Here is a 25,875-nt window from a genome sequence, read left to right as displayed (position 1 = left end):
TGGATCCTCTGCGGCGATCGGGGTGGACGGCGTTTTGCGCGTCCTGACCTTCCTTCACAGTTTCGAGCCGGGCGGGGTCGAGCGGATTGCGTTGCGGCTCGTCCGGCGCTGGCGCGACAGCGGGATCGATGCGCCGCTGTTCCTGGGGCGGACCGATGGCGCGATGGCGGGGGATGTCGGGGCGGGGCTGGACTTCGTCACGCCCCGGCGCCGCTGGCCGGGCATCGCGCATTGGGAGACGATCTGGATGGTCGCCACCCTGCCGCGCGCGGTGCGGGCGATGCGGCCCGACATGCTGTTCTGCGCGGGCAACACCTATGCCTTTGTCGCGGTGATGCTGAAGCTGATCCTGGGGCGGAACTGCCCGCCGATCGTCGCCAAGATCAGCAACAATCTGGACCGCACCGACGCGTCCTGGTTCTACCGATTCTTCTATCGCATCTGGCTGCGCATCCAGGGGCTGGCGATCGACCATTTCGTCGGCATGGAAAAGCCGATGCGCGCCGAGATCGTGCAATGCGTCGGCGTGTCGCCCGCCCGCGTCGCGATCATCCCCGACCCGGCGCTGTCCGAGGCGCAGATCATGGCGCTTCGGACGCCGGTGGCCGCGCGGCCGCCTGTGGCGGGGCGGCGCTTCGTCACCATCGCGCGGCTCGCGCCGCAGAAGAATCTCGCGCTGATGCTGCGCGGCTTCGCGGCGGGCAGCGATCCCGCCGACACGCTGACCCTGTTCGGCGAGGGGCCCGAGCGGCCCGCGCTGGAGGCGCTGGCGGCCACGCTCGGCGTCGCGGACCGGGTCGATTTTCGCGGCTATGTCACCGATCCGGCGGGGCGGCTGGGGGAATATGACATGCTGTTGCTGTCCTCCGACTATGAAGGCGTGCCCGCGGTGATCCTGGAGGGGCTGGCCGCCAATATCGGCATCATCGCCACCGATTGCAGCCGGTCGATGGCCGCGCTGTTGCAGCAGGGGATGCTCGGCACGCTGGTGCCGGTCGGCGACGCGGCGGGCTTTGCCGCGGCGATCGCGCGGGCCCGGCCGGGGGCGCAGGACGCGCACCGCACGCTGCACCAGGCGCGGCGCTTTGCCATCGAACAGGGCGCGGACCATTATCTGCGCGTGATGCACAGCGTCCTGCGGCGTCGCGCCGCGCCCGCCCCGCTCTGCGGCGAACCGGTCCTGCCGCTCCTGTAAGTGGCTTCGATCAGGGTTTAATTCCGGATCGGGCAGAAGACCTCGGCGAGTAAGTCAACCCTCCCGGAAAATTCGCCTTAATTGTGACATCATCGCCACAGTATGAAGGGCCCATCACGTCGGCGATGGGAGTGGCTGGACGATGTTGTACAAGGGGAGCGCGCGGCTTGGGTGCCGCGCGGGATGGTCGACGATCGCGCTGGCCTGGGGCCTGGCGACACCGCTTCAGGCGCAGACCGCGCCACCCCCCGCCACCACCGACATCCCCCCGCCCGAAGTCACCGTCACCGGCAAGCGCATCCCCGGCTCGGTCGTCGGCGCGGTCGAGCCGGTCGCGGTCCTCGATGCGCAGGCGCTCGACGCGCTGGGGGTGAGCAGCCTGAGCGACCTGTTGAAGAAGGTGAAGGCGCTGGCCAGCTCGTCGGGCGGGGGCGATCCGGTCATGCTGCTCAACGGGCGGCGCGTGTCGGGCTTTTCCGAATTCCAGTCGCTGCCCTATGAGGCGATCGAGAAGGTCGAGGTGCTGCCCGAGCAGGAGGCGGCGCGCTTCGGCTATCCGCCCAATGTCCGGGTGATGAACTTCATCACCAAGAAGAAATTCCGCGCGGTCACCGTCCATCTGCTGCCCGGCATCACCCCCGAGGGCGGGGGCGGCACCAAATACACCGAAGTCACCTCGGCCCGGATCGACGGACCGCGCCGCCTGACCTTCAACGTGTCGCATCTGCGCCAGGACCCGGTGCTCCAGAGCCAGCGCGCCATCGTCCCCGATCCCGAGACGCTCTATGCGACGACCGGCAATGTGACGGGCGTCAACGGCGCCAGCCTGGACCCCCGGCTCGATGCGCTGGCGGGGCGGGCGGTGACGATGGCGGGGGTGCCGGTCGATCCCGCCGCGCGGGGGTCGCTGGCCGCCTATGCGAACAGCCCGGCCGGGGTCACCGACCTGGGCCCCTATCGCACGCTCCAGCCGCTGAGCGACACCATCCATAGCGAGGCCAGCCTGGCCGCGCCGCTCGGCAAGACCATGTCGGGCTCGCTGATCCTGTCGATGGAGGCGGTCCAGACCAGGGGGCTCAACGGGCTGGCCCCCGCGCTGCTGCGCGTGCCGGGCGGGGCGGGGGATTTCCCCTTTGCCAACGACACGCTCCTCTATCGCTATCTGCCCGGCAGCGTGCTGCACCAGCGGACGACCAGCATGGCGCTGCATGGCGGGGGCACGCTGACCGGCGATGTCCGGCGCTGGAGCTGGGCGATCACCGGCAATTACGACCGGATGGTGTCGCGCGGCACCTCGGAGACGGGGGTACCGCTGGGCGCGCTCCAGGCGTCGATCGATGCCGGGGGCGATCCGATGGCGGCGATCGATCCCGCCCTCGCCACCGAGCGCAAACTCAACCGCAGCCGCGCGGTGTCGGACACGCTGGGGGTCAAGGCGACCGCCAACGGCCCGGTCGCCCGCCTGCCCGCGGGCGAGGCGATGCTGACCGTCACCACCGACTATGCGCGGGTCGACAGCGATGCGCGCACCAATCTGGCGCTGCCCGCCGACGGCATCGGGCGCACCACGCGCGGGGCCAGCGTCAATGCCAGCGTGCCGCTCGCCTCGGCGCGCGAGGGCTCGCTGGGCTTTCTGGGCGAATTGCAGCTCAGCGGCATGGCGGGCGTGTCGCAGGTGTCGGGCTTCGGGCGGCTCGGCACCTCCAATCTGGGGCTGAACTGGACGCCGTTCCGCCCCGTGCAACTCAACGCCTCGGTCAATGTCGCACAGGCCGCGCCCGCCGTGACCCAGCTGGTCGCGCCGGTCGTGGCGACGCCCAACACGCCCTTTTTCGATTTCGTCACCGGGCGCAGCACGCTGGTCACCACGATCATGGGCGGCAATCCGAACCTGGCCCCCGAAAAGCGGCGGGTGACGACGCTGGGCCTGGCGGTGCAGCCGATCAAGGACAAGGAGATCCGGCTCAGCCTGGATTATCTCGACACGCGGATCGACAACCAGGCCGCCTCGCTGGGCGGCGCGACCCCGGCGTTCCAGCGCGTCTTTCCCGACCTGTTCGCGCGCGACGCGCTGGGCGCGCTGACCCGCGTCGACCTGCGCCCGGTCAATCTGGCGTTCGAGCGCGAGCGCAAGCTGCGCCTGACCTTCGACGTGCAGACCCAGCTGGGCAAGAGCCCCCCGCCCCCCGCCGCGCCCCCCGCCCCGGATGCGGCCAAGACCGCGCCCCCGCCGCGCCCGCGCAAGCAGCCCGGTTTCCTGATGGTGTCGGCGACGACCAGTTACCGGCTGGAGGACCGGCTGACCCTGCGCGACGGCGGGCCGGTGCTCGACCTGCTCGACGGGGCGACGCTGAACGGCACGGGCGGGCGGCCGCGCTGGGATGTCGAGCTGAACGCCCATGTCTCGAAGGGGGTCGCCAATCTGGGCGTGTTCGGCCGCATCCAGGGCCCGACCCGCATCCGCAGCGACATCGCCGCCTCGGACCTGCATTTCTCGGGGCGGACCTGGCTGGTCCTCTACAGCTTCATCAAGGTCGAGAGGATCGTCGACAAGCCCTGGGCCAAGGGGCTGAACGTCAGCATGGCGGTCGAGAATCTGCTCAACGACCGGATCAACGTCACCGACCGCGACGGCCAGACCCCCAACCGCTTCCAGCCCGCCTATCTCGACCCGATCGGCCGCTCAATCCGGATCGGGGTGCGGAAATTGTTCTGATGGGGGCGATGTACGCGTCGAGTGGACGTCGGTCGAACGAACCTCTACATCTGGCGTTGGAGGATCGATATGCGCGTGAACACCAGCACTTCGATGCGGCTGGCCCGCCGGGTCAAGAACCGCTTCGGCACATGGCAGGCCGTGCGCCAAGCGTCGCGCATCGAGAATGGCGTCTATGTCGTGCGCTCCGCTGGGACCGAAAGAGATGAGAAGGACGGGTCAGGCACCTTGACGGCCTGAATGCCGTGGCATTCAGCTATTCTCTCTTCCTCGTACTTTTGCTGATATTTCCGGGGCTTTGCTTCTGGGCGGGCTGGAGGGCCGGTGAGCGTACCGATTTTCTGAGCCCCTCTCCCGATCGACCCAATTCGACGGTGACGCTGTTCATCGTCGTTTTCGGGACGATCGCCGGACATTTGCTCGGAACGGGCGCCTTCGCCGCGCAGTCAGCCTGGTGTCGCTGGACCGCTCGATGCTTCGATGTCGGTTTCGATCCGAACGTCTATCGGGCCTTGCTGGGCGGCGCTTCGGGTGCTCGCAGCGCATCCGACTTCGCGCTCGAGGCCAGGCTCCTGGCCATGCTGCTCATCGGCCTGGCGACGGGAACCTTGGCGCAGTGGATGGCCCAGCGCGAGGCCGTCACCGACAAAACCGATCCGATCGCGTTCGGCTGGCTCAACCCGGTCGTTCAAGCCGTCAAGCGCGGCGACTCGTTCGTCGTCGCCTATGTCCTGACCAAAACCGGCCATGACGGCTTTATCGTGGCCTATGAAGGCACGGTGCAGCAGCTGGCGCTTGACGAGGACCAGTCCATCAAGCTGGTCGTCCTTAACGACGTCGACCGTTTTCTGGTCAAGATTTCCGAAACCGGGGTGGACCGCGTCGACAGCAGTTCGAGCCCGATCACGCAGTTGCAGATGACCGCCGCAGAAATAGCCAATATCGCGCTGGAGGTCGTTCAAGCCCCGCCTGGCGATGTCGCCGCAGTCGCCCGCGAGGTGGCGACGGAGCGCGCCTGAGGCGTGCCCGCGTCTCCAACCCGACATTCCTGAACGCCAGAGAACAACCCCGTTCAGCCTCGCGAAGCACGGCCCGTGATACGTCCGTGCCATGCCCGGTGATGGGCATGGAGGGACCAGTCATGAAGGTGACGCGTATCATTGTCGCCGGCCTCGCGATCGCAACGCTGGGCTTCAGTGCAAATGCCAGTGCGCAGGAATGGGGACCGCCCCCGCCTCCGCCGCCTCCCGGCTGGGGTCCCCCGCCGCCCCCACCCCCGCCCCCTCCGCCGCCTCCGCCCCCGCATTGGGGTGGCTATGACGGGGGCTATGGCTGGCGCGATGCGGGCTATGGCTACCGGCCCTATCGGCCGTATCGCCCCTATCATCGCTGCTGGACCGAATATCGCGGCTGGGAGCGGGTGCGCATCTGCCGGTGACCTGCCCTCATTCCTCCCCTGCAAGGGGAGGGGGACCATGCGCAGCATGGTGGAGGGGTGTCCCGCTCGCGAGAGGGTGACACCCCTCCGTCAGGCCTTCGGCCTGCCACCTCCCCTTGCAGGGGAGGAAAAGTCCTTCAGTCCGAGCCGAAGATGTCCCGCGTGAACAGCTTGTCCGCGACATCGGCCAGGTCGGGGTCGTTGCGATTGGCGATGATGACGTCGCAATCGGCCTTGAACGCGGCCAGGTCGCGGACCACCCGCGAGCCGAAGAACGCGTCTTCGTGCAGGGACGGTTCGTAGACCACGACCTCGATCCCCTTGGCCTTGATCCGCTTCATGATCCCCTGGATCGAGGATTGGCGGAAATTGTCCGACCCCGCCTTCATCGTCAGGCGGAAGATGCCGACGCGGCCGGGCTTCCTGGCGATGATCTGGTCGGCCAGGAAATCCTTGCGGGTGCGGTTGGCGTCGACGATCGCGCGGATCAGGTTCTGCGGCACGCTGGTATAATTGGCCAGCAGCTGCTTGGTGTCCTTGGGCAGGCAATAGCCGCCATAGCCGAAGCTGGGATTGTTGTAATGCGTGCCGATGCGCGGGTCGAGGCCGACGCCCTCGATGATCTGGCGCGTGTCCATGTCGCCCGCGATCGCATAGCTGTCGAGCTCGTTGAAGAAGGCGACGCGCATCGCGAGATAGGTGTTGGCGAACAGCTTGATCGCCTCGGCCTCGCGGGTGCCGGTGAACAGGACCGGGATGTCGGCCTTCTCGGCGCCCTGGACCAGCAGCTCGGCGAAGATCCGCGCGCGGTCCGACTGTTCGCCGACGATGATCCGCGACGGGTGGAGATTGTCGTGCAGCGCGCGCCCCTCGCGCAGGAATTCGGGGCTGAAGATGACCTGATCGGTGCTCAGCCGCGCGCGGACATCGTCGACGAAGCCGACCGGGATGGTCGACTTGACCACCACGGTCGCTTGCGGCGCATGGGTCTTGGCCAGGGTGATGACCGCCTCGACCGAGCTGGTGTTGAAGCTGTTGGTGTCGATGTCGTAATTGGTCGGCGTCGCAACGATGACGTAATCGGCGCCCGCCAGCGCCTCGGCCGCGTCGGTCGTGGCGGACAGGGCCAGGTCGCGGCCGGTCAGGAAGTCCTGCAACTCGGCATCGATGATCGGCGAGGTCCGCGCATTCACCATCGCGACCCGCTCGGCCGAGATGTCGACCGCGACGACCCGGTTGTGCTGGGCCAGCAGCACGGCGTTGGACAGTCCGACATAGCCCAGGCCGAAAACGGCAATCTTCATTTCAACATCCCCAGACGGGGCGGGCCATCGGTCCGTCCGTCAGCTTGCGTTGCACCTTGTCCCGCGTGCCATGCATGACCGGTCCCGCAATCGCAAATGCCGTGGCGAAGGAATGGGGCCCCCTTTCCTCCCCTGCAAGGGGAGGTGGCAGGCCGGAGGCCTGACGGAGGGGTGTCACCGCTCGCGAGAATGGGCGCGATCACGACCGGGGACACCCCTCCACCATGCTACGCCCTCCCTACAACCCCAGCGCCTTCCGCACCTTATCCCAGCCGACATATTTGAAATTCTGGGTATCGGGCGCATTGTCGCCGTCCTGCGCGACGAACAGGCCCCTGGGGTAAGCGGGGCCGAAATCGCCCAGCGCCAGCTCGATCCCGTCGGTGTCGCTGGTCCCGTCGATCGCCCCTCCGCCGATGCGGAAGCGCCCCGCATAGATCACGCCGGGCAGGCGATAGAGCGTATAGGCGTTGTCGCCCTGGCTGGAGACGACCAGATAGCCGCCCTTCGCGCCCCGGGGCGCCAGCGCCAGCCCCTCGGCATCGGCGACGAGGGTGCGGCCGTCGACCCGCGCGATCGGGGTGGCGGTGCCGGGCGCGGCGGGATCGGCCGCGAAGCGCCACAGCCCGACATCCTCCTCCGCCACATAGAGCAGCCCGGTCCGGTCATCGACCACGCACCCCTCGGCCTGGCTGCCCAGCTTCATGCTGCGCACGGTCTCGACGCGCGGGGCCGCGCCGGACAGGTCGATGCGGACCTGGTCGATCCGCCCGTCCTTCAGCACGACAAAGCCGAACAGCGCCTTGTCGCTGGCGCGGGTCCACAGGCACATGCCGTACGCCTCGCCCGCGCCCACCGGATAGCGGCCCATCGGCACCAGCCGACGCGCCCCGGTGTCGAGGGTGAACAGCGCGACATGCGCCTGCGCCTTGTCCGCGCGGTCGCTGGCCGCGACGATCACCCGCCCCCCCGTCTCGCGCAGATCGACATTGTTCAGCCGCGCGGCCGGGGTGAAGGACAGCCGCCTGCCCGCCAGGTCATAGACATGGATGCCCGCCTGCTTGTCGGTGCCGATGACCAGGCTCGCGGCCGGATTGGCGGCGTTGCGCCAGATGGCGGGATCGTCGGCCGCATCGGAGGTGCTGTCGACCGGATCGGTCTCGGCGCTGGCCGCCACGGTCGGCGCGGCGATCGGCGTCGCGGCGGGCACGCCGGCGCACCCGGCGAGCAGCAGCGCCGTCAGCGCCGCCCTCACAGCTTCACCCGCACGCCACCGAACACGGTGTAGCCGAACTTCTCATATTCATAGGTCCGGTAACGCTGCCCGAAATAGCGGACGCCCGGCGTGTTGGTCAGGTTCTTGCCCTCGGCGAACAGGTTGATGCCGCGCGCCAGCTGCACGCTGCCCGTCACGTCGAGCTGGCCGCGCCCTTCCCAATACAGATCCAGCGCGGGATTGTCGGCGTTGATCTCGTCCAGATAGTCGCTGCGCTTGGTATAGGCGACGCGCAAATTCACCGGCCCGCGCTCATAGAAGACGCTGGCATTCCACATATGCGTCGACTGGCCCGGCAGCGCGAAGCGGCTGCGCCCGGCATAGGTCCCGTCGAAGCGTGCGCTCCCCTTGGTATAGGTGTAATTGGCGAACACGCCCAACCCGCCCAGCACGCCGGGCAGGAAGCTCAGCTGCTGCTGCCAGTTCAGCTCGACGCCGTACAGCTCGCCACGCCGCGCATTGACCGGACGGCTGAGGATCGCGCCGCCCACGCCGTTATACGCCCCCGTGCTGGTCAGCGTGTAGCGATAGTCGGACAGGTCCTTGTAGAAGCCGTTGACCGAGATCACCCCCAGCGGCCGGATGTAATATTCCAGGCCCGCATCGACATTGTTCGACAAGGTCGGCTTCAGGTCGGGATTGCCGAACTCGACCCGCACCGTATTGCCCTCGGTCGTCTCCAGCACGTGCGGGGCGATCTGCGGGAAATTGGGGCGGTTGATCGCGCGGCTGAGGGCGGTGCGCAGGATCAGGTTGGGGGTGAAGGCCTGGCGCAGCGTCAGGTTGGGGAAGACATCGGCATAGCCGTTATGCCCCCGCGCGGTCGTCACCGCCCCGGTCCGCGAGACGCTGGGCGCGCTGCTCTCGAAATCGGTGGTCTCGACGCGAAGCCCCGCGATCAGGGTCGTGCCGTCCTTCACATATTTCGCCATGCCGAACAGGCCGAGGATCTTCTCCTCGGCGGTATAGTCGGCGGTCAGCGATTGCGGCAGGCGACGCTCCGAGGCCGCCTTGGTCGCGTCGAAATAGGCATCGACCAGCCCGGTGTCGAAGCGCTGCCCCAGATCATAGCCGAAATTGCGCGACTCCTGGTCGGACAACAGCCCCGCCAGGCTCCGGCTCGGCGCGGCGGACGAGCGGCGATCGCGGAACCGCTCCTCGTCGGCATTGATATGCCGCGCGCGATATTTGCCCCCGGTCGAGAAGGTCACGAGATCGCCGACCGGCAAGTCGGAGCGGACGGCGACGGTAAACTCGTCATTCTTCGTCGTGTTCGACCGATAGGCATTTTCGCGGAAGCTATAGGTGCCGAGCTGGAGATGCTCCTTCGAGGTGAACAGCGAATAGCCGGGCAGGTCGGAATCGTTGAAATCATAGGACAAGGTCGGCCGCAACGACGATCGGAACAGCAGTTCGTCGCGACGCGGATAGGTCTGCGAGCTCTCGCTATACGCCACGTCCGCGCGGATCGTGCCCTCGCCCAGCCGCTGCTCGATTCCGGCGGTCGCCGACCAGATCTCGTTCACCTGTTTGCGGTGGCGGACCTGCTTTTCGATGCGGGTGTTACGGTAGGTCGCGGCGCGGTCGGACGATCCCGACAGGAGCGTGCCCTCGCTCCACAATATGCCGACACGGTCGCGATATTCGTCGTCCTCGAACCGGGCATAGGTGCCGCGCACCCAGCCATGGGTCAGGTCCGAGGGGCGCCATTCGAACGCGCCGGTGCCCGCGATACGCTGGCGCTTGGTGTCGTAATCCTTGAACAGCGTCTCGGTGACGCGCAAGCCGGCGGGCGTCTGGCTCCAGGTGTTCTCGACATTGTCGGGCCGGCGATGGGTCATCGAATAGCTGCCCGAGAGCAGCAGGCCGAACTGGCGATCGGGACCGAAGGTGTCGCTGACCGCGGCCGATCCGCGATAGTCGCTACCCTTGCCATATTGGTTGTAGCTGGCGCCCGCCATGCCGGTCAGCGCAAAGCCCTTGCGGTCGAAGGGCGAGCGGGTGGTGATGTTGACCGCGCCCGCGATCGAATCCGCATCCTGATAGGGGAGCAGCGACTTCGTCACTTCGAGGTTCGCGACGATGTCCGAGGGCAGCGTGTCGAGGTCGACGGCGCGCGTCGTCGGGTCGACCGAGGGGATCTGGATGCCGTCGACCGAAACGGCGGACCATTCGCTCGGCGCGCCGCGCACATTGATATAGCGGCCCTCGCCCTGGTCGCGCTCGATCCCGACGCCGGGCGCGCGCTGGAGCGCCTCGGCGATGTTGGGATCGGGGAAGCGGCCGATCGCGTCCGACGAGATGATGGTGACGGTGTTGTCGGCGGTCCGCTGCTGGTTGAGCGCGCGCGCGGTATTGTCGAGCAGCGAGGCGCCGGTGACGACGACCTCATGGTCCGGGCCAGCGGCGGGCGGCATGGTCAGCACCACCGGGCGACCGCGATCGGCCGCAGGCACGACATGGGTCACCGACGCGCGGCCGAGATAGTCGATGCGCAGCGTGACGTCGCCCGCCTCGTCGGGGGTGACGATGCTGAACGCGCCCTGGAGATTGGTGGTCGCCTGCGCCTCGGTCCCCTCGACGGTGACGCGCGCGCCGGGCAGCGCGACGCCGGTCACGTCATAGAGCCGCCCCGACAGGATCGGCCCCGACACGGGCACCCCCGCCGGCGCCCCCGCCGGCATTTCCCCCGAAGCCTTGGCCAGAACGGGCGAGGCGGCAAAGCCCAATGCGATGAGCGAGGCCCCCGCGAAACCGCGGATGCCGAAACGGATGGCGTGCATGATGCTTCCCCTGGGCGCTTGGTCGTGCCGACACCCCCCGGCGCCGGTCGTTCCCGCCCCCGTGGCGGGGGTTTGTTACGAAGCGATGTGAAAGGGATGACGATTGGGTGACGCGGGCGTCACGCAATCGATTCATGCGCGGTCGCCGCACCGCCCGCCCTGGCGGTGGGTATATTCATCATCTAAGCGGTATAAGGTGAATGCGGTCGGTTCAGTTATTATGCGTCAGAAATGTTCTGGACGTAGCTATCAAATCCTGAAGCCACGTATCTACCTTATTAAAATGATTGACCCAGGTTGGCGCGGCATAATTCTCCATGGCATGAATTTGCCGTAATCTCTCGGGGGATGAATGACAAAAATTCAGTATGTGATTTTCCCAAGACGTCGCGTCCAGAGGGTCGATATAAGTTGGTATATCCCCGGCAATTTCACGAAATACAGCCAGATTGGATGCTATCACTGGCGTACCCGCCTTTAATGCTTCCACGACGGGCATGCCAAAGCCTTCGGCATGCGATGGCATCAGTAATGCACGAGCACCTCTCAACAGCGACGAGAGTTCATCATCTCGGCAGTGGTTGTGTTCGATGACCTTTCCGGCAATGACTGGACAGCGATCAAGCATTGCAAACGCGGCTTGGGCTTCCCAGCCACGCTGGCCGACCAGTATCAATTGAGGGGCAAGTGCTCCCAATCGTTGAACGAGTCTTTTCCAGATTTGCAGCAATAACAGATGATTCTTGCGACCTTCGATCGTACCCACCATCACAAAATATGGCTGATCGTTCGCCGGGTGAATATCATTTTTAGGCAGCGCATCGCTTGCCAACCAAGCCGCGACCATAGGAGGTGTAGGGAGGCTATTGGCCAACGCAAAGCTATGCAGTGAGTCAATCGTCGCCTGTGAATTTCCAATAATACCGCTGGCGCTCTGCAATGCATTAGTTATACGTTGCACATGTCGCTCATATTCTCCCGGCCGACAAAATTCCGGAGCCTCGATCGGGATAATATCATGTATGAAGTGAATAGCGTTTGCTTGGTTTTGACAAATCCAATTTACCAATTTTAAACTGTCAAGACCAGTATGACCAATGTTAAGATAAATATAACCAGCCTTGGGGGGTGTGACACATGCCCTTGGTAGCATATGGACCAATGCCTTTACCATTTGGCGCTGAAAATTTGGATGATGGTTTTTCAGTAAGTTCAAAAGATGCTGGGCGTCCTTGCCCGTGAAGACAGCATATCTACCCTTCCACTGTAGCAAAAGATCAGCATCGCCACCAAAATGGTCGATATAGGCCAAGCAAACCCGATCAATTCCCGTTGGGAGCCGACCCGACCAAAGTCGCCATATCAAGCGACTGATATCAATCAGAAAGGTGCCTTTCGCCACGGCGTGCGTGTTAAGTATGCTAGAGCGAGTCATGCTGGTTGGCATCACGCGCCGCCCCTATTGGCGTCATGGGGATTGGGAAGGTGTGATGACAGGCGGACCATGCAACGCGCGATAGATGATTTGGTCCGGCCCGTCATCTGATGAACGGAAATCTGCCAAAATTCGATAAGTCGATTGCGGCGGATATTGCTCGGCTTCTATAGGCGCGTGGTGCATTCCATCGTCCAACTCATTCACCCTCGCCGTCATGGCGATGCCCGCGGCTGGTTCACTGAGACCTATAACCGCACCACGTTCGTAACGCGGGGCATTGATTGCACCTTCGTGCAGGACAACCACTCGCTATCGGCCCCCGCCTTCACCCTGCGCGGCCTGCATTTCCAGACGCCGGATCGCGGCCAGGACAAGCTGGTCCGCTGCATCCGCGGGCGGATCTACGACGTGGCGGTGGACGTGCGCCGGGGATCGCCGACCTATGGCCAGTGGGTCGGCGCCGAGCTGTCGGCCGAGAACGGGCATCAGCTGTTCATCCCGATCGGCTTCGCGCACGGGTTCCTGACCCTCGAGCCCGACTGCGAAGTCACCTACAAATGCTCGGACACCTATGCTCCGGCGCATGATGGCGGCATCCGCTGGGACAGTGTCGGCATCGACTGGCCGATGCCCGACGGCACCATTCCCGAGCTGAGCGAGAAGGACAAGGTTCAGCCGACGCTCGCCGAGTTCGACAGCCCCTTTGCCTATGACGGCCACCCGCTAGCCCCGCTTTCCTAAAGAGGAATCCACAATGCGCATCTTCGTCACCGGCGGGGCCGGGTTCATCGGCTCGGCGCTCGTCCGCCATCTGATCGAGAACACGACCCATGAGGTCCTGAACTTCGACAAGCTGACCTATGCGGGCACCCTGTCCACGGTCGAGCGGGTGGCCGACAGCAACCGCTATCGCTTCATCCAGGGCGACATTTGCGACGCCGAGGCCGTGCGCACCGCGATTGCCGAGTTCAAGCCCGACGTCATCACCCATCTGGCCGCCGAGAGCCATGTCGATCGCTCGATCGACGGGCCGGGCGCGTTCGTCCAGACCAATGTCGTCGGCACCTACACGATGCTGGCCGAGGCGCGCAGCTATTGGCTGAGCCTGGACGGAGAGGCCAAGGCCGCCTTCCGCTTCCACCATATCTCGACCGACGAGGTGTACGGGACGCTGGGCGACACCGGCCTGTTTACCGAGGACACGCCCTATGACCCGCGCTCGCCCTATTCGGCGTCGAAGGCGGGGTCGGACCATCTGGTCTCGGCCTGGGGGCATACCTTCGGATTGCCGGTGCTCATCACCAACTGCTCGAACAATTACGGGCCTTATCACTTCCCCGAAAAGCTGATCCCGCTGATGATCGCCAAGGCGCTCGATGGCGAGGCCCTGCCGATCTACGGCAAGGGCGACCAGGTCCGCGACTGGCTCTATGTCGAGGATCACGTCCGCGCGCTCCAGGCGGTGTTCGAACGTGGGCAGCCCGGCCGCACCTATAATGTCGGCGGGCATAACGAGCGGCAGAATATCGAAGTGGTGAAGACGCTGTGCGCCATCCTCGATGAACTGCGTCCGCGCGCCGATGGCAAGCCTTATGCCGCGCAGATGACCGAGGTCGCCGATCGCCCCGGCCATGACAAGCGCTATGCGATCGACGCCAGCCGGATCGGCACCGAACTGGGCTGGACCCCGGCCGAGACGTTCGAGACCGGCATCCGCAAGACGGTCGAATGGTATCTGGCCAACGAAGCCTGGTGGCGCCCGCTGGTCGCCGCCAAGGCATCCGAGCGGCGCGGCGTGGCGGCATGACGGCGGATAGCCCCCGCGCGATCCTCGTCACCGGCGCTGGTGGCCAGCTCGGCACCGAGCTGCAACGCTGCGCCTGGCCGCAGGGCTATGAGATCGTCGCCATCGACCGCAACGCGCTCGAGCTGTGCGATACCGCCGCCATCGCGGCGGTGGTCGCCTCGCGTCCTTGGGCGGCGGTCATCAACGGCGCCGCCTATACCGCGGTCGACAAGGCCGAAAGCGATGTCGTGACCGCCTGGGCGGTCAACGCGATGGCCCCCGCCGCCTTTGGCGAGGCGTGTGCGAAGGCGGGCATTCCGCTGATCCAGGTATCGACCGACTATGTGTTCGCCGGCGACAAGCAGGGCGCCTGGGATGTGAACGATCCGGTCGCCCCGCTCGGCGTCTATGGCGCGTCCAAGCTGGGCGGCGAGCTGGCGGTGCGAACCTCGGGCGCACGCCATGCCATCGTGCGCACCGCCTGGGTCGTGTCGGCGCATGGGCACAACTTCATCAAGACGATGCTGCGCCTGGCGGAAAGCCGCGACACCTTGTCGGTGGTCGCCGACCAGCATGGCTCACCGACCAGCGCGGCCGATCTGGCGAACGCGCTGATGACCATCGCGCTGCGGCTGATCGAGGACGAGGCGGGGCCGACCGGCACGTTTCATTTCAGCAATGCCGGGGCCATCAGCTGGGCCGATTTCGCCACCGAGATCTTCCGGCAGTCGTCTGCGCGCGGCGGCCCTTCGGCCGATGTGGTGCCGATTCCCAGCCGGGATTACCCGACGCCTGCGGCCCGTCCCGCCAATTCGCTGCTCAGCCACAGCGCGATCCGCGCCGCCTACGGCATCACCCCGCGCGATTGGCAGATAGCCTTGAGCGACATTCTCGACGAACTGATCGGAGCCACGAAATGAAGGGCATCATTCTCGCCGGAGGCTCCGGCACCCGGCTTCATCCGGCGACGCTGGCGGTCAACAAGCAGCTGTTGCCCGTCTATGACAAGCCGATGATCTATTACCCGCTCAGCGTCCTGATGCTGGCGGGCATCCGCGACATCCTGATCATCTCGTCGCCGGAGTTCATCGACAATTACCGCCGCCTGTTCGGGGACGGCTCGGCCTTCGGCCTGACCATGTCCTATGCCGAACAGCCCAGCCCCGACGGCCTGGCGCAGGCCTTCACCATTGGCGCGGACTTCATTGGCGACGATAACGTCGCGCTGGTGCTGGGCGACAATATCTTCTTCGGCGCACACCTGACCGATCTGCTCGCCAGCGCGGTTGCGCGGCCCAAGGGTGCGACCGTGTTCAGCTACCGTGTCGAGGATCCCGAGCGTTACGGCGTGGTCGAGTTCGGTGAAGGCGGCCGCGCGGTCAGCCTGGAGGAAAAGCCCGAAAACCCGAAGTCCAACCATGCGGTGACCGGCCTGTACTTCTATGACAATCGCGTCGTGCAGTTCGCGCGCAACCTGAAGCCGTCTCCGCGCGGTGAACTCGAGATCACCGATCTCAACCGGCTCTACATGGAGGCGGGCGACCTTTATGTCGAACAAATGGGCCGTGGTTATGCCTGGCTCGATACCGGCACCCATGACAGCCTGCTCGAGGCTGGCGAGTTCGTTCGCACCCTTCAGCACCGGCAGGGCGTGCAGGTCGCTTGCCTTGAGGAAATCGCCTATGAGATGGGCTTCATCTCCGACGATCAAGCACGGGCTGCGGGCGAACGGTTCAAAAAAACCGCCTATGGACGCGCCATCCTCAACGCGGTGGGTGGCCACGATAGGCTGAAGGCGTGAGGAAATGAGCCGTTTCGGTTAAGCGGTAAATTGGATAAAAGCTGTTCTTAACCGCGCAAGATCTGGCAGTGGTGATTTGGTAACATGCGCCCCTGCCAGCCGACTTGTAGGAATCTAGTCGTTGCCAAGCCGAAAGGACTTTACCGCGTGAGCGGTCGGACATTTAAAGATAAGGGCTTTTCATGGCGCATGGCCCTGACGGTACAGGGCAGGGTTATAGGCGCCGTCTTGATGCGTGAGCTACATACGCGTTACGGGCGTGAGAATATTGGCTATCTTTGGCTCATCGCCGAACCATTGATGCTCGGTAGCATTATTGCTCTGCTCCATAGCGGACAAACAGCACATGAAGGCACTATCAATCCGGTAGCCTTGACGGTCACCGGCTATACGATCTTCATCATGTTCCGCGGAATCGTGAACCGGGCGGAAGGGACGTTGCACAGCAATCTACCCTTACTCTACCATCGCATGGTAACAGTGTTTGATATATCTCTCGCTCGAGCACTGCTGGAAGCAGCCGGTACATTTGTAGCATTCACCATATTACTCGGTATAATCATCGTCTTGGGGTTCGCAGATTTGCCAGCGCGGCCTTTGATGCTACTTGCTGGCATTGCCTATATATTCTTTTTTTCGTTTGGTATTTCAATGATTATCGTTGGCGGTACGCATGATAACCGTTTGCTCGAACGGCTTGTCCATCCGTTCAGTTATTTCATGATTCCCCTTTCCGCGGCATTCTATCAGGTATCATGGATTCCCGAGCCCTATCGCCATTACCTGTTGTACAATCCGTTTCCGCAAATGTTCGAACTTGTCCGATATGGGCAATTTCAGGCAGCATCGCCAGAATATGTCGATTTTACGTATATCACCGCGTGGACGCTAATCCTTAATCTGTTTGGTCTCTTGGCCGTACGCGCGGTACGCAGTCGCATTCACTTGAGCTAAGCTCATACACCGCCTTTCAAGAGTGTACGCATGAACATGCATGGTATCATCGCCCCGTCACAGGACGACTTGCCTGAAGAGCGGCCTACTCTCATTTCGCGGATAATCGAGGCCGCACTGCGTCGACGCATGCTGATGCTAATCGTCGTCCTGCCAACTCTTTTGGTGACGGGGTATTATTATCTCATCGCCTCGGATCAATATGAATCTGAGGCACATTTTTTGGTCAAGTCAGCCGAGGGCACGACTGCCACGTCATCAGGCTTCGGCCAACTATTTGGCATCTCTGGTATTGGTGGTTCCGGTGGCGAAGCAGCAAGCGTAGCGGACTATCTCAGATCGCATGATGCGGTCGCACAGCTGCGAAAAAGCATCGGATTGGTCGAACTTTTTCGTCGCCCGGAGGCTGATCTACTCAGCCGACTGAATACGGCGGATCCGACGCCCGAAAGGTTGTTAAAATATTATGATGGCAAAGTTTCGGTAACAACGGACCATGATACCGGCATCACGACTCTAGCTGTGCGCGCCTTTCGCCCGACTGATTCGTACATGATCATCCATCGTCTCTTGGACATGGGCGAACGGCGGGTGAACGAGATGAATGCACGCAGCTACAAGGACGCCATAGCCTCTTCCCAACGGCAGTTGGCTGACGCGGAAAAGGCGCTGGCTGCCGTGCAGGGAGATATCACCGACTATCGCCAGTCCAAGGCAGACGTCGATCCGGAAGGATCTGGCAAGGCGCAGATCGGGCTTGTCTCCACACTTCGGGCCAACTTGGCGGCCGCGCAGGCGCAGTTGGAGACCACGGGAGCCTTTATCAGCCACTCCAGTCCGCAATATATCGCCTTGTCTCGCCAGGTGCAGTCGCTTCGGGCTCAGCTTGCCGCGCAATCGAACAGGCTGGCTGGCGAGACCAGCAATGCCACCATCGCCAGCAATCTCGGCGGCTATGAGGATCTGCGGCTGCGCCAGGAATTTGCAGGCAAGCGGTATGAAGCGGCCGCCGCGACGTTAGCGCAAGCACAGGAGCGAGCCCAACGCCAGCAGCTCTATTTGGTCCGAGTGGTTGACGCCAATCTGCCGGTCAAATCACTATTCCCGCAGCGCGCCAAGATCGTTCTAACCGTGTTTTTCGGTCTTATGTTGGTTTACAGCATTGGCTGGTTGATTGCGGCAGGTGTTCGGGAACACGCTGCCTGATCAAAGTCAGAGAAGCGCGTCGGGTCAACTGATCCGACGCGCGATCAGGGCGAACGGGACGGGTTTATCATTCGTCTGCGGATCAGTCGCGAAATTCAATTGCGCAACCTCTTGGCCATCTGCGATCAGAGATAGTGCCATTCGCTCGATTTCGGGGCGGCTGAAACCCGCCGACGCCGTATCGCCGGTCGCACTGGCATTCGGTCTATAGCGCAGCATGTGGATTGCCAGCCCTCCTGGCCGCAGACAGCGCATACTATTTCTAAGCATCTGAGGGAGGCGTTCCTGCGCCTCGGGAACGTCATAGGCGTCCGTCGACCATAGGAAATCGAAACCCGTCAGTGATGGTGGAATGGTAAGACGGTCAAACAAGGTCAGGTGCACCACTTCGTAGAAGCGATGCGGTGAGCAGAGGTCGTCGGCTTCTAGCAACTCCAGCGCCAGGCCGGGGTCACCATCGGGCAAATCTTCGTGATGCAGGGATGCGCTCAAGATCGCGCATCCCCGTCCAGCAAAATAGGCGGGCAGCCGGCTGCGACGTCGTCCCATTCCCAAACCCGATCCGCCTTTGGGTACAACGTCATAATAATGGAGCGCTTGAAGGATAAAAGCATCCTCCCAATTCTGGATGTCGCAGCCGGCCTGATGAAGGACCGCATTCCAGGCAATCGTCAGAGGATCGGACAATTGTGCAGCCGTCATAGGCTGCGACACCGGGCAGGCAAACAGGACGGGCTGGATCGTCGCCAGCTCGGGCTTCTCCTGCCATCCGTCGATTTTCTTCACGTCGGGTGATGGGGCGGGTGCCTTTTCGACATGATGGGGCAGCGAAGGCGCTTCCCGTTCACGAGGCGACAAGATTAGGCTCAAGGCATCGGCTCGTGCGTCGGTGTCGTCGTTGACGGCCCCGCCGATCATATACCCCATGTTGCGTCTGCTGATGATGTCGACATGGATGATTCCATCGTCCTCCATCGCCTTCGGCAGCGTAATGTCGACTTCCTTTACCAAGACGGGCGCTGTTCCGGGGTGCAGGGAGAAGGCATGTATCCGAACCGTCAAGGTGCCCGTGGCGGCGATCAGCCCATGGAAATGGAGCGTGAAACGGACGGGCCCCAGAACCGGGTAGATGTCGAGTGATTGAAAGGCATATCCGGGTTCGCTTGCCCGATGTTCGCCGCCCAGTCCGGCGATACGGCTAGCCATCTGTCGATGCGCTGCGAATGGATCGATCGGAAGGAAGGTCAACCTTTCGGGATTCGGATCGGCACTCATCGCGGGCGATTGGGTCATGCATCCTTATCCTGTGCCCGGCGATATAGATTATCGAGTGCCTGTGCGTATCGATCGGACGAAAAGCTGGCAGCCTGCAAGGCTCCTCTTCGCGCCAGATCGCGACGCAGCGTCTCGTCCTGGTCCAATCGTTGCAGAGCGGCGGTCAATGCGGCGACGTCATAGGGATCGACGAGAAGTGCCGCCTCGCCCGCCACCTCTTTCACTGCTCCCGTCGCGGAGGACAAGACCGGTGTTCCCAGTAGCATCGCTTCATGTACCGGCAAGCCGAACCCTTCGCACAGCGAAGGGAATGCCAGGGCCCGCGCACCGCGAACCAACCGCATGAGCATGTGACGCGGTAGATAGTCGATCTGGATGATGCGGCGTTCAAGATGCGCGTGACGGGGACTGGCTTTGTCATCGCTACGAGGGAGCAATACTAGTTCCGCTTCACTTTGCCACGCACGCCCTGCAACGATAATGAGTGGTGTATCCGTACCAAGCGAGAGATAGGCCTCGATCAAGCGGCCGACATTCTTCTTTGGCTCGATCGCGCCGAAATACAAAAAATACCCGTCGCGCGGCAGACCGAACGTCACTTCTATCTTGCGAGCGGATTCCTCGGTGGGCTCCTCTAGAATATCCTTGTCGATTTGTGAGATTTGATAGGTATTGATGACCTTGCCTGGGTCAGTGGCGAGAAGTTCGATGATATCGCACCGACTGGTTTCCGAAACGGTGCAGACGGCATCTGCGCGAGCCACGCATGCTGCGACAAGAGCATGGTAGTGACGCTTCTCGTCCAGCGTTGCGAACGGCAAACGCAAGGGCACAAGATCATGCAATGTATAAACATTGCACGCGCCATCAAGAAACACAGGTACCGGATAGGTCCAATGCATGATGTCCGGCGGATTGCGCATCCGCAACCGGGCGAAACGGCCGGTCGCGCGGAAATAGGCATGTGCTCGTTCGAAGAGATAAGGACTGCTCCAAAGCGCGTCGAAAGCTGTCGCTCTGCTTCCCAGGGCACGCGTGTCGACCGTACCGGTCGGTACTGGTATCGCCCTCAGCCCAGGCGCGACACCCAGCGTAGATAACGTGCGCCGCAAACCCTTGCGACGTCCGCGCCAAGGTCTGGGTCTGGCGAGCTGATCGTAGAACAACGTTTCGCGTTGATCCGCCGGACCAGTGACGTCCAACCCATACACACCTTCCACCTGATGCCCCATGGAACGGAGGGTCTGCGCCAGCATCAGGCCATAAGTGGCAACCCCTGTGCCGTTGGGCATGGCAAGATTGTAGCCATCTATTCCGATCCGCAACCGAGATGCCTTCAAACTAGAGTTCGGGCCCAGTTACCTGTGTTGCTCCGGCGCCGCAACGCATCCTCATAGACGGTCGTCAACCGTGCAGCGAACGCATCGGTGGAAAAGGCCGTTGCCCGCCTTGTTCCTCGATCGATCAAAGCGCGATGGAGCACATCGTCGTTGACCAGCCTTGCGATGCCATCCGAGAGGGCCCCGACATCCGTAGGATCAACCTTTAGCGCAGCTTCCCCCGCCACTTCGGCCATCGCGCCGCGATTGCTGGTCAGAACCGGCGTGCCGAGCGCCATCGCCTCTACGATGGGCAGGCCAAAGCCCTCAGCCAACGAGGCGAATAGCAAGGCTCGTGCCTGTGCGATTAATCCCAGCAGTACGTCCCGTTCGACATAAGGGAGGTGTATGACCCCTGAGGTAGCCGCCATGGCCTTCAGAATCGATGGGGCCCGCCATCCGTCTGGCCCGACAATCACCAGCGGTAGGCACGTATCGCTACGGCGATAAGCGGTCAGTATAGCCATCAAATTCTTGCGTGGCTCGATCGATCCGACCACAAGGAGATAGCCGCGCGATAACAATCCTGCCGGCAAGGGCCCCCATGACCGCCGGGGCGCATCGACGGGTTGGCTCGTCTGGATGACGAATTCCGAGGCGCAGTCCAAAGCCCCCATGATCGCCGTCCGTGCATCCTGGGTTACGGTGGTGATGCCGTCGCCCGTGGCGGCGATTGCGTCGAGCACGGCGCGATGCCGACGTGGATCGATAGGAGTGAGATCGGGGTGGTCGAGCGGGATGGTGTCGTGAACGGTGTAAAGGTTGATCCACCCTTCCATCCGCATCGGAACAGGATAGGTCCAATGCATGATCCCCGGTTGACCATCGCACGCAATGGAATAGAATCGGCGATGCATACTGAAATGGACGTGGGCGCGGCGGAATATGTCGCGCCCCTCCAATACTCGGCCATCTGCGTCGCACATATGGCGCAACCGCTGGGTTCCGCCAATCCAGGCGGCGCCCCATTTCCGCCATCCTGGATCGCCGGCACATCGCGCCAGCAATCGGCAGGGCTGATCGCTGATCTGCCGTATGGCGGCTGCCAGTGCACGAGCATAGGTCGATACGCCTGTCCCGCCTTCCCCGAGCATGCGCCCATCCAGGCAAATTGGCACATCCCGATGGGGGAACTCATTCATCGACACAAAGCCTGCCTTTCCAATCGCTGACGAAGCCTGTAGGGCAGCGGCGCAAGCAAGGCGAATGGGTTGGGTGTACCCGACCAATAATGGGATTGATCATGATCCGGTTCGACCATGTGTCGAAAACCTACCATCTTCGAAAGTTCGAGAAGCGGGTCTTCACCGATCTCAACTTCACGATCAAGAAGGGAGATGCGATCGGTATCTGTGGTGCGAACGGTGCTGGCAAGTCGACATTGATGAGGCTGATCGCCGGAGTCGAGCAACCCACGTCCGGTAGGGTTACCCGCACAATGACCACCTCCTGGCCGATCGGCTATGCCAATGCGTTCCAGTCCAGCCTGACAGGCGCGGATAATGCCCGTTTCATTTCGCGGGTCTATAACCGACCTGAACAGGAGCTTCTCGATTTTGTCGAGGATTTTGCGCAGCTTGGTCCCTATCTCTACCAGCCAGTCAGCACCTATTCCGCCGGGATGAATGCGCGGCTGGCCTTTGGGATCAGCCTTGCGATCGAATTTGAGTGCTACCTAGTCGATGAAGTGACTGCGGCCGGCGACGAGCGTTTCCGTCGCCGTTCCGAAGAGGCTCTACTTTCCCGGCGCGACAACGCGACGTTGATCATGATCTCGCATGATCCCGGGACACTGCAGGCCTATTGCCGGACGGGCGCGGTCCTTTATGGTGGAGCTCTCGTTCTATACGATACCATCGCCGAAGCCTGCGAAGTGCATCATCGTCTCCAGGCCCGAGCCATGCGATGAGCGATGGCAATCCCGGCATCGGCCCAGTATTGAGGCCGAGTTTTCGTGCCCGGCCCTTGGTTAGGCTGATCGTCTTCAGGAATCACTGTTCGATGTCATTGAAGTTTGTGGGTCGGCGCTTAACCGGTCTTCTTGGATCGATATCCGTTCTCACTGTCGCGGGTTGTGCGTCCCTGCCCTCGAATGGTCCCACGGCGCGCGCTATCATCCGTCAGTCGAAGGCACCTGACGGTACAGTCAGGTTTCGGATCATCGATCTGGACATGGCGACCGTGGATGCGATGAACGGTCTTGGCGAGGCGCAATCCATGGGGGCGTCGACTCTGGCTTCGTTGTATCAGGAGCGTCGAGTCGACCTGATCGGCCCGGGCGATGTGCTGACGATCACCATCTATGAAGTCGGCGTTTCGCTGTTCGGTGGAGGCGTGCGTGCGGCTCCTGGAGGTTTCGATCCCTCCGCTCATGGTGAAACCTTTCCGGATACGGTAGTCGATGCCAAAGGGCAGATCGACCTGCCTTATCTGGGGCCGATCAGTGTCGCTGGATTGACCGTCGACCAAGCGCAACGTCGCATTGCGGCAAGTCTGCGTGGGAAATCACAGGATCCACGTGTCCTGGTTGCGGTCCGCCAGAATGTGGCCAACACCATTTATGTGTCCGGCGCGGTCAACAAGCCCGGGCGTATTGCTTTGACGCTAGGCCGCGAGCATCTGCTCGATGCTATCGCCAGCGCAGGGGGAAGCGCCAATAGCGCCGATGATACCGTCATTCGGTTCGTGCGCGGCGACAGGATCATCGAGCAGCGCCTGGGTACCATCCGCTCGAACAGCGCGGACGATCTTGTCCTTTCGCCGGGCGATCGGATTGAATTGATCCGTCGCCCCCGGACCTACACCGTTTTCGGTGCCGTGCTGCGGATATCGCAAATTCCGTTCGAAACCGGCGAGGTTTCTCTGGCAGAGGCTCTTGCCCGCTCTGGGGGGCCGAACGACGCGCAGGCCAATCCCTCGGCGATCTTCCTGTTTCGTTACAATCCCGTCGAGGGAACGCAATCCGCCGAGCCGATCATCTATCGGCTCAATATGCTGAAGCCGGAAAGCTATTTCCTCGCACAACGCTTCGCCATGCGCGACAAGGATGTGATTTACATCGCAAACGCGTCGGCTAATCAGCCGGCAAAGGCATTCGGCATCATCAACCAGCTATTTGCGCCGTTCATCACCGCGCGGCAAATCACTAGGTAAGGGTATCGATCACCACCATGTTGCCTCGTGGCGTTCGTCGATCGGAGCCCAAGGTGCTGAACGCGCGCTGCGATCGATGTGACGGATGATTTCGCGGTATGAAGGGAAGCGGCAGCCGTCAAAGGGTTGGCCGACCTGGGTCCAATGGGGATTATAGGCCGGATCCTGAAACAGGGCAGGCCCCCAGCGTTCGTACAGACGAGCCAGCTCGTCCAAATCCCAGGCGACCTGTGATCTGGTGGCATTGATTCCACGCGTTTTTGATTCGTGATGTATAACGTGCAGGTCGGACATCATCACTATCCGTCGACCGGTTTCCCTCACCCGCAAGCATAGATCGATATCGTTGAAGGCGATGGCGAAGCGGAGGGCATCGAATCCCTTGATCTCTATGAAAAGGTCGGTGCGCATCGCGAGGAACGCGCCGGTGACGGCAGCAGCGCTACGCTGCACACGCCATCGGTCATTCGGTCCGGACGCTACAGCGCGCCCTACACCTTCATGAATGGGGCCGCCGCGCCCCATGCCCATGATGATCCCCGCATGTTGAAGCGTATGATCGGGATAGAGCAGAGTGGCACCAACCGCGCCGACATCATCTTGCGACAACGCGTTGCAGAGCATAGCATCCCAGCCCTGGGTCAGCATCTGCGTATCATTGTTGAGAAAGAGAAGCAGCGACGCCTCGCCGGTTTCGACCGCCAGATTGTTGGCGCGTGACCAGTTGAACGGCTCGTCCAGCGTCATGACCGTGGCCGTGCCACGTCGCTGCCACATGTTGAGCAACCGTGCGGTCGCGCTTTCACGGCTTCGATTGTCGATGACGATGATGTCTAGAAGATCGGGGCGCAATGCCTTGGATTGCAGGCTCTCGACCGCGACGCGCAGCATTTCGGCTTCGTCGCGGGTCTGGATCACGACCCGGATGTGATTCGCGTTGGATGACGGACGACTTTGCGCCTCAGGTGCAATGGCGGCGGGAATCGATGGCAATGGCGCATCGGGCAGGGCCTGATCTGCCGCCGCGGGCAGTCTGCGGCACGTGGCCAGCAACAGCGGGAGGTGAACGACCGATCCGTCAGATGCTGCAGCACTCAATATCTGGCCAGCATGACTGCTTAACCCTTCATTGATTGCGACACGCGTTGAGTCGATCATAATGGCCAGTGGCGCGTTGCGCGGATTTCTGAACCAGTCGGGATCGAACATGGGTTGGAACATTGGTTCCATAAACGTTCGCCCTGTCCGCCAATCATCGATCGAATGATCATGATCGCAATAGGCCGCTATGCATTGAGTCCTGGCCGCAGCGAAGGAAAACCATGCGACCGCCTGCCGATCAAGCAGGGTTCCCGCGGCGATCAACAGGACATGTCTGGCATCGCCCACCTGATAGGGTTGGGCATCAATATCTATAAAGCAGACCCTTTCATCGAGCGCTGCCAGACTGGCGACCGAGTGACTGCATATAGCGGACGACGCCAAAATGATGGCCGACCAACGTCCGTCGGTTTGGTCGAGCAATGTCGACAGGCTTGCCCGAACCTCAGCGGGCAATGCCAAACGTGCTTCGATGATGATGGTGAGCGTTTCAGAGAGAGCAATGCCACGTGGCGGGGCACCGATGACGAGTTCCCGTCGAAATTCATCATAACGCGACATGCCGTAGATCGCTTGATCCAGCGGCCGCTCGGGATCAGGGGAGTCGATGGCGGCCGGCTGGTGTCGCGTACTGTCAACATGGGCAGGGATGTGGTCGCGTGCACCAAGCGCGATCAGTTGGTCGATTGCATCGGCGAATGTCGGATCCCGGGAGAGGCTATTAAGGCAGCATACGATGGCGCCATCACGATCGCCCTGCCGTTTGCGGACATGCGAGAGATGGAACCAGTTTTCCGCCACATGCGGAGCCAGCTGGAGCGCGCGATCATAAGCCTCGGCAGCCGTAGTCAGGTCCCCGGCTTCCTTTGCGGCATGGCCATATTGGACCCAAGACCGCATATCCTTGGGCCTGTGACTTAGATAGGCCTGATATGCTGTGGCGGCTGCGCTCCAATCCCGGTTGCGCGCGTAATTGCGTGCGACGGTTCGCAGCCGAAAGGCGGCAAGATTCAACATCGTTCCACTCATGTCCGCCAGTCGGTCGGATTGACCTAGTGGAACAGCCCGAC

Annotated in this window: 21 protein-coding genes; 13 read left to right on the top strand and 8 right to left on the bottom strand. The window is 62.6% G+C overall.

What is annotated here, in order from left to right; all coding sequences use genetic code 11:
- Positions 1-22 precede the first annotated feature (22 nt).
- From QE360_RS18895 to QE360_RS18875, 5 genes are all read left to right on the top strand, one after another.
- Positions 23-1,195: a glycosyltransferase gene (locus QE360_RS18895; protein ID WP_309704390.1), complete on the top strand. Its 1,173-nt coding sequence runs from the start codon at positions 23-25 to the stop codon at positions 1,193-1,195.
- Positions 1,196-1,337: 142 nt separating this feature from the next.
- The gene (locus tag QE360_RS18890) at positions 1,338-3,911 is read left to right on the top strand and encodes a TonB-dependent receptor domain-containing protein (RefSeq protein ID WP_309704388.1); all 2,574 of its coding nucleotides are present in this window, start codon (positions 1,338-1,340) and stop codon (positions 3,909-3,911) included.
- Between the two features lie 69 nt (positions 3,912-3,980).
- Positions 3,981-4,151 carry a hypothetical protein gene (locus tag QE360_RS18885; protein WP_161797748.1) on the top strand — a complete coding sequence of 57 codons (171 nt, stop codon included), beginning with the start codon at positions 3,981-3,983 and terminating at the stop codon, positions 4,149-4,151.
- A gap of 5 nt (positions 4,152-4,156) precedes the next feature.
- Positions 4,157-4,930, top strand: coding sequence for a hypothetical protein (locus QE360_RS18880; protein WP_309704385.1), 774 nt, complete (start codon positions 4,157-4,159; stop codon positions 4,928-4,930).
- A 122-nt stretch (positions 4,931-5,052) separates the two neighbouring features.
- Positions 5,053-5,349: a hypothetical protein gene (locus QE360_RS18875; protein WP_309704383.1), complete on the top strand. Its 297-nt coding sequence runs from the start codon at positions 5,053-5,055 to the stop codon at positions 5,347-5,349.
- Between the two features lie 137 nt (positions 5,350-5,486).
- On the opposite strand, the gene QE360_RS18870 is transcribed toward QE360_RS18875, so the two are convergent.
- The 4 genes from QE360_RS18870 to QE360_RS18855 form a co-directional block, all read right to left on the bottom strand.
- Positions 5,487-6,653 (bottom strand): nucleotide sugar dehydrogenase, encoded by a 1,167-nt coding sequence (locus tag QE360_RS18870; protein WP_309704381.1) that lies wholly within the window; start codon positions 6,651-6,653, stop codon positions 5,487-5,489.
- Positions 6,654-6,891: 238 nt separating this feature from the next.
- The gene (locus QE360_RS18865) at positions 6,892-7,908 is read right to left on the bottom strand and encodes a phytase (protein ID WP_309704379.1); all 1,017 of its coding nucleotides are present in this window, start codon (positions 7,906-7,908) and stop codon (positions 6,892-6,894) included.
- Positions 7,905-10,712, bottom strand: a complete 2,808-nt coding sequence (locus QE360_RS18860) for a TonB-dependent receptor (protein WP_309704377.1) — start codon at positions 10,710-10,712, stop codon at positions 7,905-7,907. The genes QE360_RS18865 and QE360_RS18860 overlap by 4 nt, the downstream gene beginning before the upstream one ends.
- Before the next feature lie 211 nt (positions 10,713-10,923).
- A complete protein-coding gene (locus QE360_RS18855; RefSeq protein ID WP_309704374.1) occupies positions 10,924-12,024 on the bottom strand; it encodes a glycosyltransferase family 1 protein in 1,101 nt (366 codons plus the stop codon).
- 300 nt (positions 12,025-12,324) lie between these two features.
- On the opposite strand from QE360_RS18855, the gene rfbC reads away from it, so the two are divergent.
- The 6 genes from rfbC (at position 12,325) to QE360_RS18825 (ending at position 17,897) form a co-directional block, all read left to right on the top strand.
- Positions 12,325-12,891, top strand: coding sequence for a dTDP-4-dehydrorhamnose 3,5-epimerase (gene rfbC, locus QE360_RS18850; RefSeq protein WP_309704373.1), 567 nt, complete (start codon positions 12,325-12,327; stop codon positions 12,889-12,891).
- A 13-nt stretch (positions 12,892-12,904) separates the two neighbouring features.
- Positions 12,905-13,957 carry a dTDP-glucose 4,6-dehydratase gene (gene rfbB, locus QE360_RS18845; protein WP_309704371.1) on the top strand — a complete coding sequence of 351 codons (1,053 nt, stop codon included), beginning with the start codon at positions 12,905-12,907 and terminating at the stop codon, positions 13,955-13,957.
- Entirely contained in the window at positions 13,954-14,856 is a 903-nt protein-coding gene (gene rfbD / locus QE360_RS18840; protein ID WP_309704369.1) for a dTDP-4-dehydrorhamnose reductase, read from the top strand. The genes rfbB and rfbD overlap by 4 nt, the downstream gene beginning before the upstream one ends.
- Positions 14,853-15,737 (top strand): glucose-1-phosphate thymidylyltransferase RfbA, encoded by an 885-nt coding sequence (rfbA, locus tag QE360_RS18835; RefSeq protein ID WP_309704366.1) that lies wholly within the window; start codon positions 14,853-14,855, stop codon positions 15,735-15,737. Before rfbD ends, rfbA begins: the two co-directional genes overlap by 4 nt.
- 147 nt (positions 15,738-15,884) lie before the next feature.
- Positions 15,885-16,691: an ABC transporter permease gene (locus QE360_RS18830; protein ID WP_309704364.1), complete on the top strand. Its 807-nt coding sequence runs from the start codon at positions 15,885-15,887 to the stop codon at positions 16,689-16,691.
- Positions 16,692-16,721: 30 nt separating this feature from the next.
- Positions 16,722-17,897, top strand: a complete 1,176-nt coding sequence (locus QE360_RS18825) for a lipopolysaccharide biosynthesis protein (protein WP_309704363.1) — start codon at positions 16,722-16,724, stop codon at positions 17,895-17,897.
- Between the two features lie 24 nt (positions 17,898-17,921).
- Here QE360_RS18825 and QE360_RS18820 read toward each other — a convergent pair whose 3' ends face one another.
- The 3 genes from QE360_RS18820 to QE360_RS18810 are packed head-to-tail and all read right to left on the bottom strand — an operon-like array spanning position 17,922 to position 21,693.
- A complete protein-coding gene (locus QE360_RS18820; protein WP_309704361.1) occupies positions 17,922-19,190 on the bottom strand; it encodes a hypothetical protein in 1,269 nt (422 codons plus the stop codon).
- Positions 19,187-20,464 carry a glycosyltransferase gene (locus QE360_RS18815; protein ID WP_309704359.1) on the bottom strand — a complete coding sequence of 426 codons (1,278 nt, stop codon included), beginning with the start codon at positions 20,462-20,464 and terminating at the stop codon, positions 19,187-19,189. Before QE360_RS18815 ends, QE360_RS18820 begins: the two co-directional genes overlap by 4 nt.
- A 44-nt stretch (positions 20,465-20,508) precedes the next feature.
- Positions 20,509-21,693 carry a glycosyltransferase family 1 protein gene (locus QE360_RS18810; protein WP_309704358.1) on the bottom strand — a complete coding sequence of 395 codons (1,185 nt, stop codon included), beginning with the start codon at positions 21,691-21,693 and terminating at the stop codon, positions 20,509-20,511.
- Positions 21,694-21,794: 101 nt separating this feature from the next.
- Here QE360_RS18810 and QE360_RS18805 point away from each other — a divergent pair, with 101 nt between their 5' ends.
- Entirely contained in the window at positions 21,795-22,460 is a 666-nt protein-coding gene (locus QE360_RS18805) for an ABC transporter ATP-binding protein (protein ID WP_309704356.1), read from the top strand.
- A 263-nt stretch (positions 22,461-22,723) separates the two neighbouring features.
- Positions 22,724-23,704, top strand: a complete 981-nt coding sequence (locus QE360_RS18800; RefSeq protein WP_309704354.1) for a polysaccharide biosynthesis/export family protein — start codon at positions 22,724-22,726, stop codon at positions 23,702-23,704.
- 9 nt (positions 23,705-23,713) lie between these two features.
- Here the strand turns inward: QE360_RS18800 and QE360_RS18795 are convergent, their stop codons facing one another.
- Positions 23,714-25,822: a glycosyltransferase gene (locus QE360_RS18795; protein WP_309704352.1), complete on the bottom strand. Its 2,109-nt coding sequence runs from the start codon at positions 25,820-25,822 to the stop codon at positions 23,714-23,716.
- Positions 25,823-25,875 lie beyond the last annotated feature (53 nt).

The sequence above is a fragment of the Sphingomonas sp. SORGH_AS_0789 genome (assembly GCF_031453055.1).
In the GTDB taxonomy this organism is placed as follows: domain Bacteria; phylum Pseudomonadota; class Alphaproteobacteria; order Sphingomonadales; family Sphingomonadaceae; genus Sphingomonas.
Note: the sequence above shows the minus strand (reverse complement) of the source record. Positions and strands in the feature narration are given on the sequence as shown.

Bases quoted from the DNA above. Each gene is read 5' to 3' on its own strand.
- QE360_RS18890 (WP_309704388.1), top strand. From the start codon at position 1,338: ATGTTGTACAAGGGGAGCGCGCGGCTTGGGTGCCGCGCGGGATGGTCG.
- QE360_RS18885 (WP_161797748.1), top strand. From the start codon at position 3,981: ATGCGCGTGAACACCAGCACTTCGATGCGGCTGGCCCGCCGGGTCAAG.
- QE360_RS18875 (WP_309704383.1), top strand. From the start codon at position 5,053: ATGAAGGTGACGCGTATCATTGTCGCCGGCCTCGCGATCGCAACGCTG.
- QE360_RS18870 (WP_309704381.1), bottom strand. From the start codon at position 6,653: ATGAAGATTGCCGTTTTCGGCCTGGGCTATGTCGGACTGTCCAACGCC.
- QE360_RS18860 (WP_309704377.1), bottom strand. From the start codon at position 10,712: ATGCACGCCATCCGTTTCGGCATCCGCGGTTTCGCGGGGGCCTCGCTC.
- rfbB (WP_309704371.1), top strand. From the start codon at position 12,905: ATGCGCATCTTCGTCACCGGCGGGGCCGGGTTCATCGGCTCGGCGCTC.
- rfbD (WP_309704369.1), top strand. From the start codon at position 13,954: ATGACGGCGGATAGCCCCCGCGCGATCCTCGTCACCGGCGCTGGTGGC.
- rfbA (WP_309704366.1), top strand. From the start codon at position 14,853: ATGAAGGGCATCATTCTCGCCGGAGGCTCCGGCACCCGGCTTCATCCG.
- QE360_RS18825 (WP_309704363.1), top strand. From the start codon at position 16,722: ATGAACATGCATGGTATCATCGCCCCGTCACAGGACGACTTGCCTGAA.
- QE360_RS18820 (WP_309704361.1), bottom strand. From the start codon at position 19,190: ATGACCCAATCGCCCGCGATGAGTGCCGATCCGAATCCCGAAAGGTTG.
- QE360_RS18815 (WP_309704359.1), bottom strand. From the start codon at position 20,464: ATGCCCAACGGCACAGGGGTTGCCACTTATGGCCTGATGCTGGCGCAG.
- QE360_RS18810 (WP_309704358.1), bottom strand. From the start codon at position 21,693: ATGAATGAGTTCCCCCATCGGGATGTGCCAATTTGCCTGGATGGGCGC.
- QE360_RS18805 (WP_309704356.1), top strand. From the start codon at position 21,795: ATGATCCGGTTCGACCATGTGTCGAAAACCTACCATCTTCGAAAGTTC.
- QE360_RS18800 (WP_309704354.1), top strand. From the start codon at position 22,724: ATGGCGACCGTGGATGCGATGAACGGTCTTGGCGAGGCGCAATCCATG.
- QE360_RS18795 (WP_309704352.1), bottom strand. From the start codon at position 25,822: ATGTTGAATCTTGCCGCCTTTCGGCTGCGAACCGTCGCACGCAATTAC.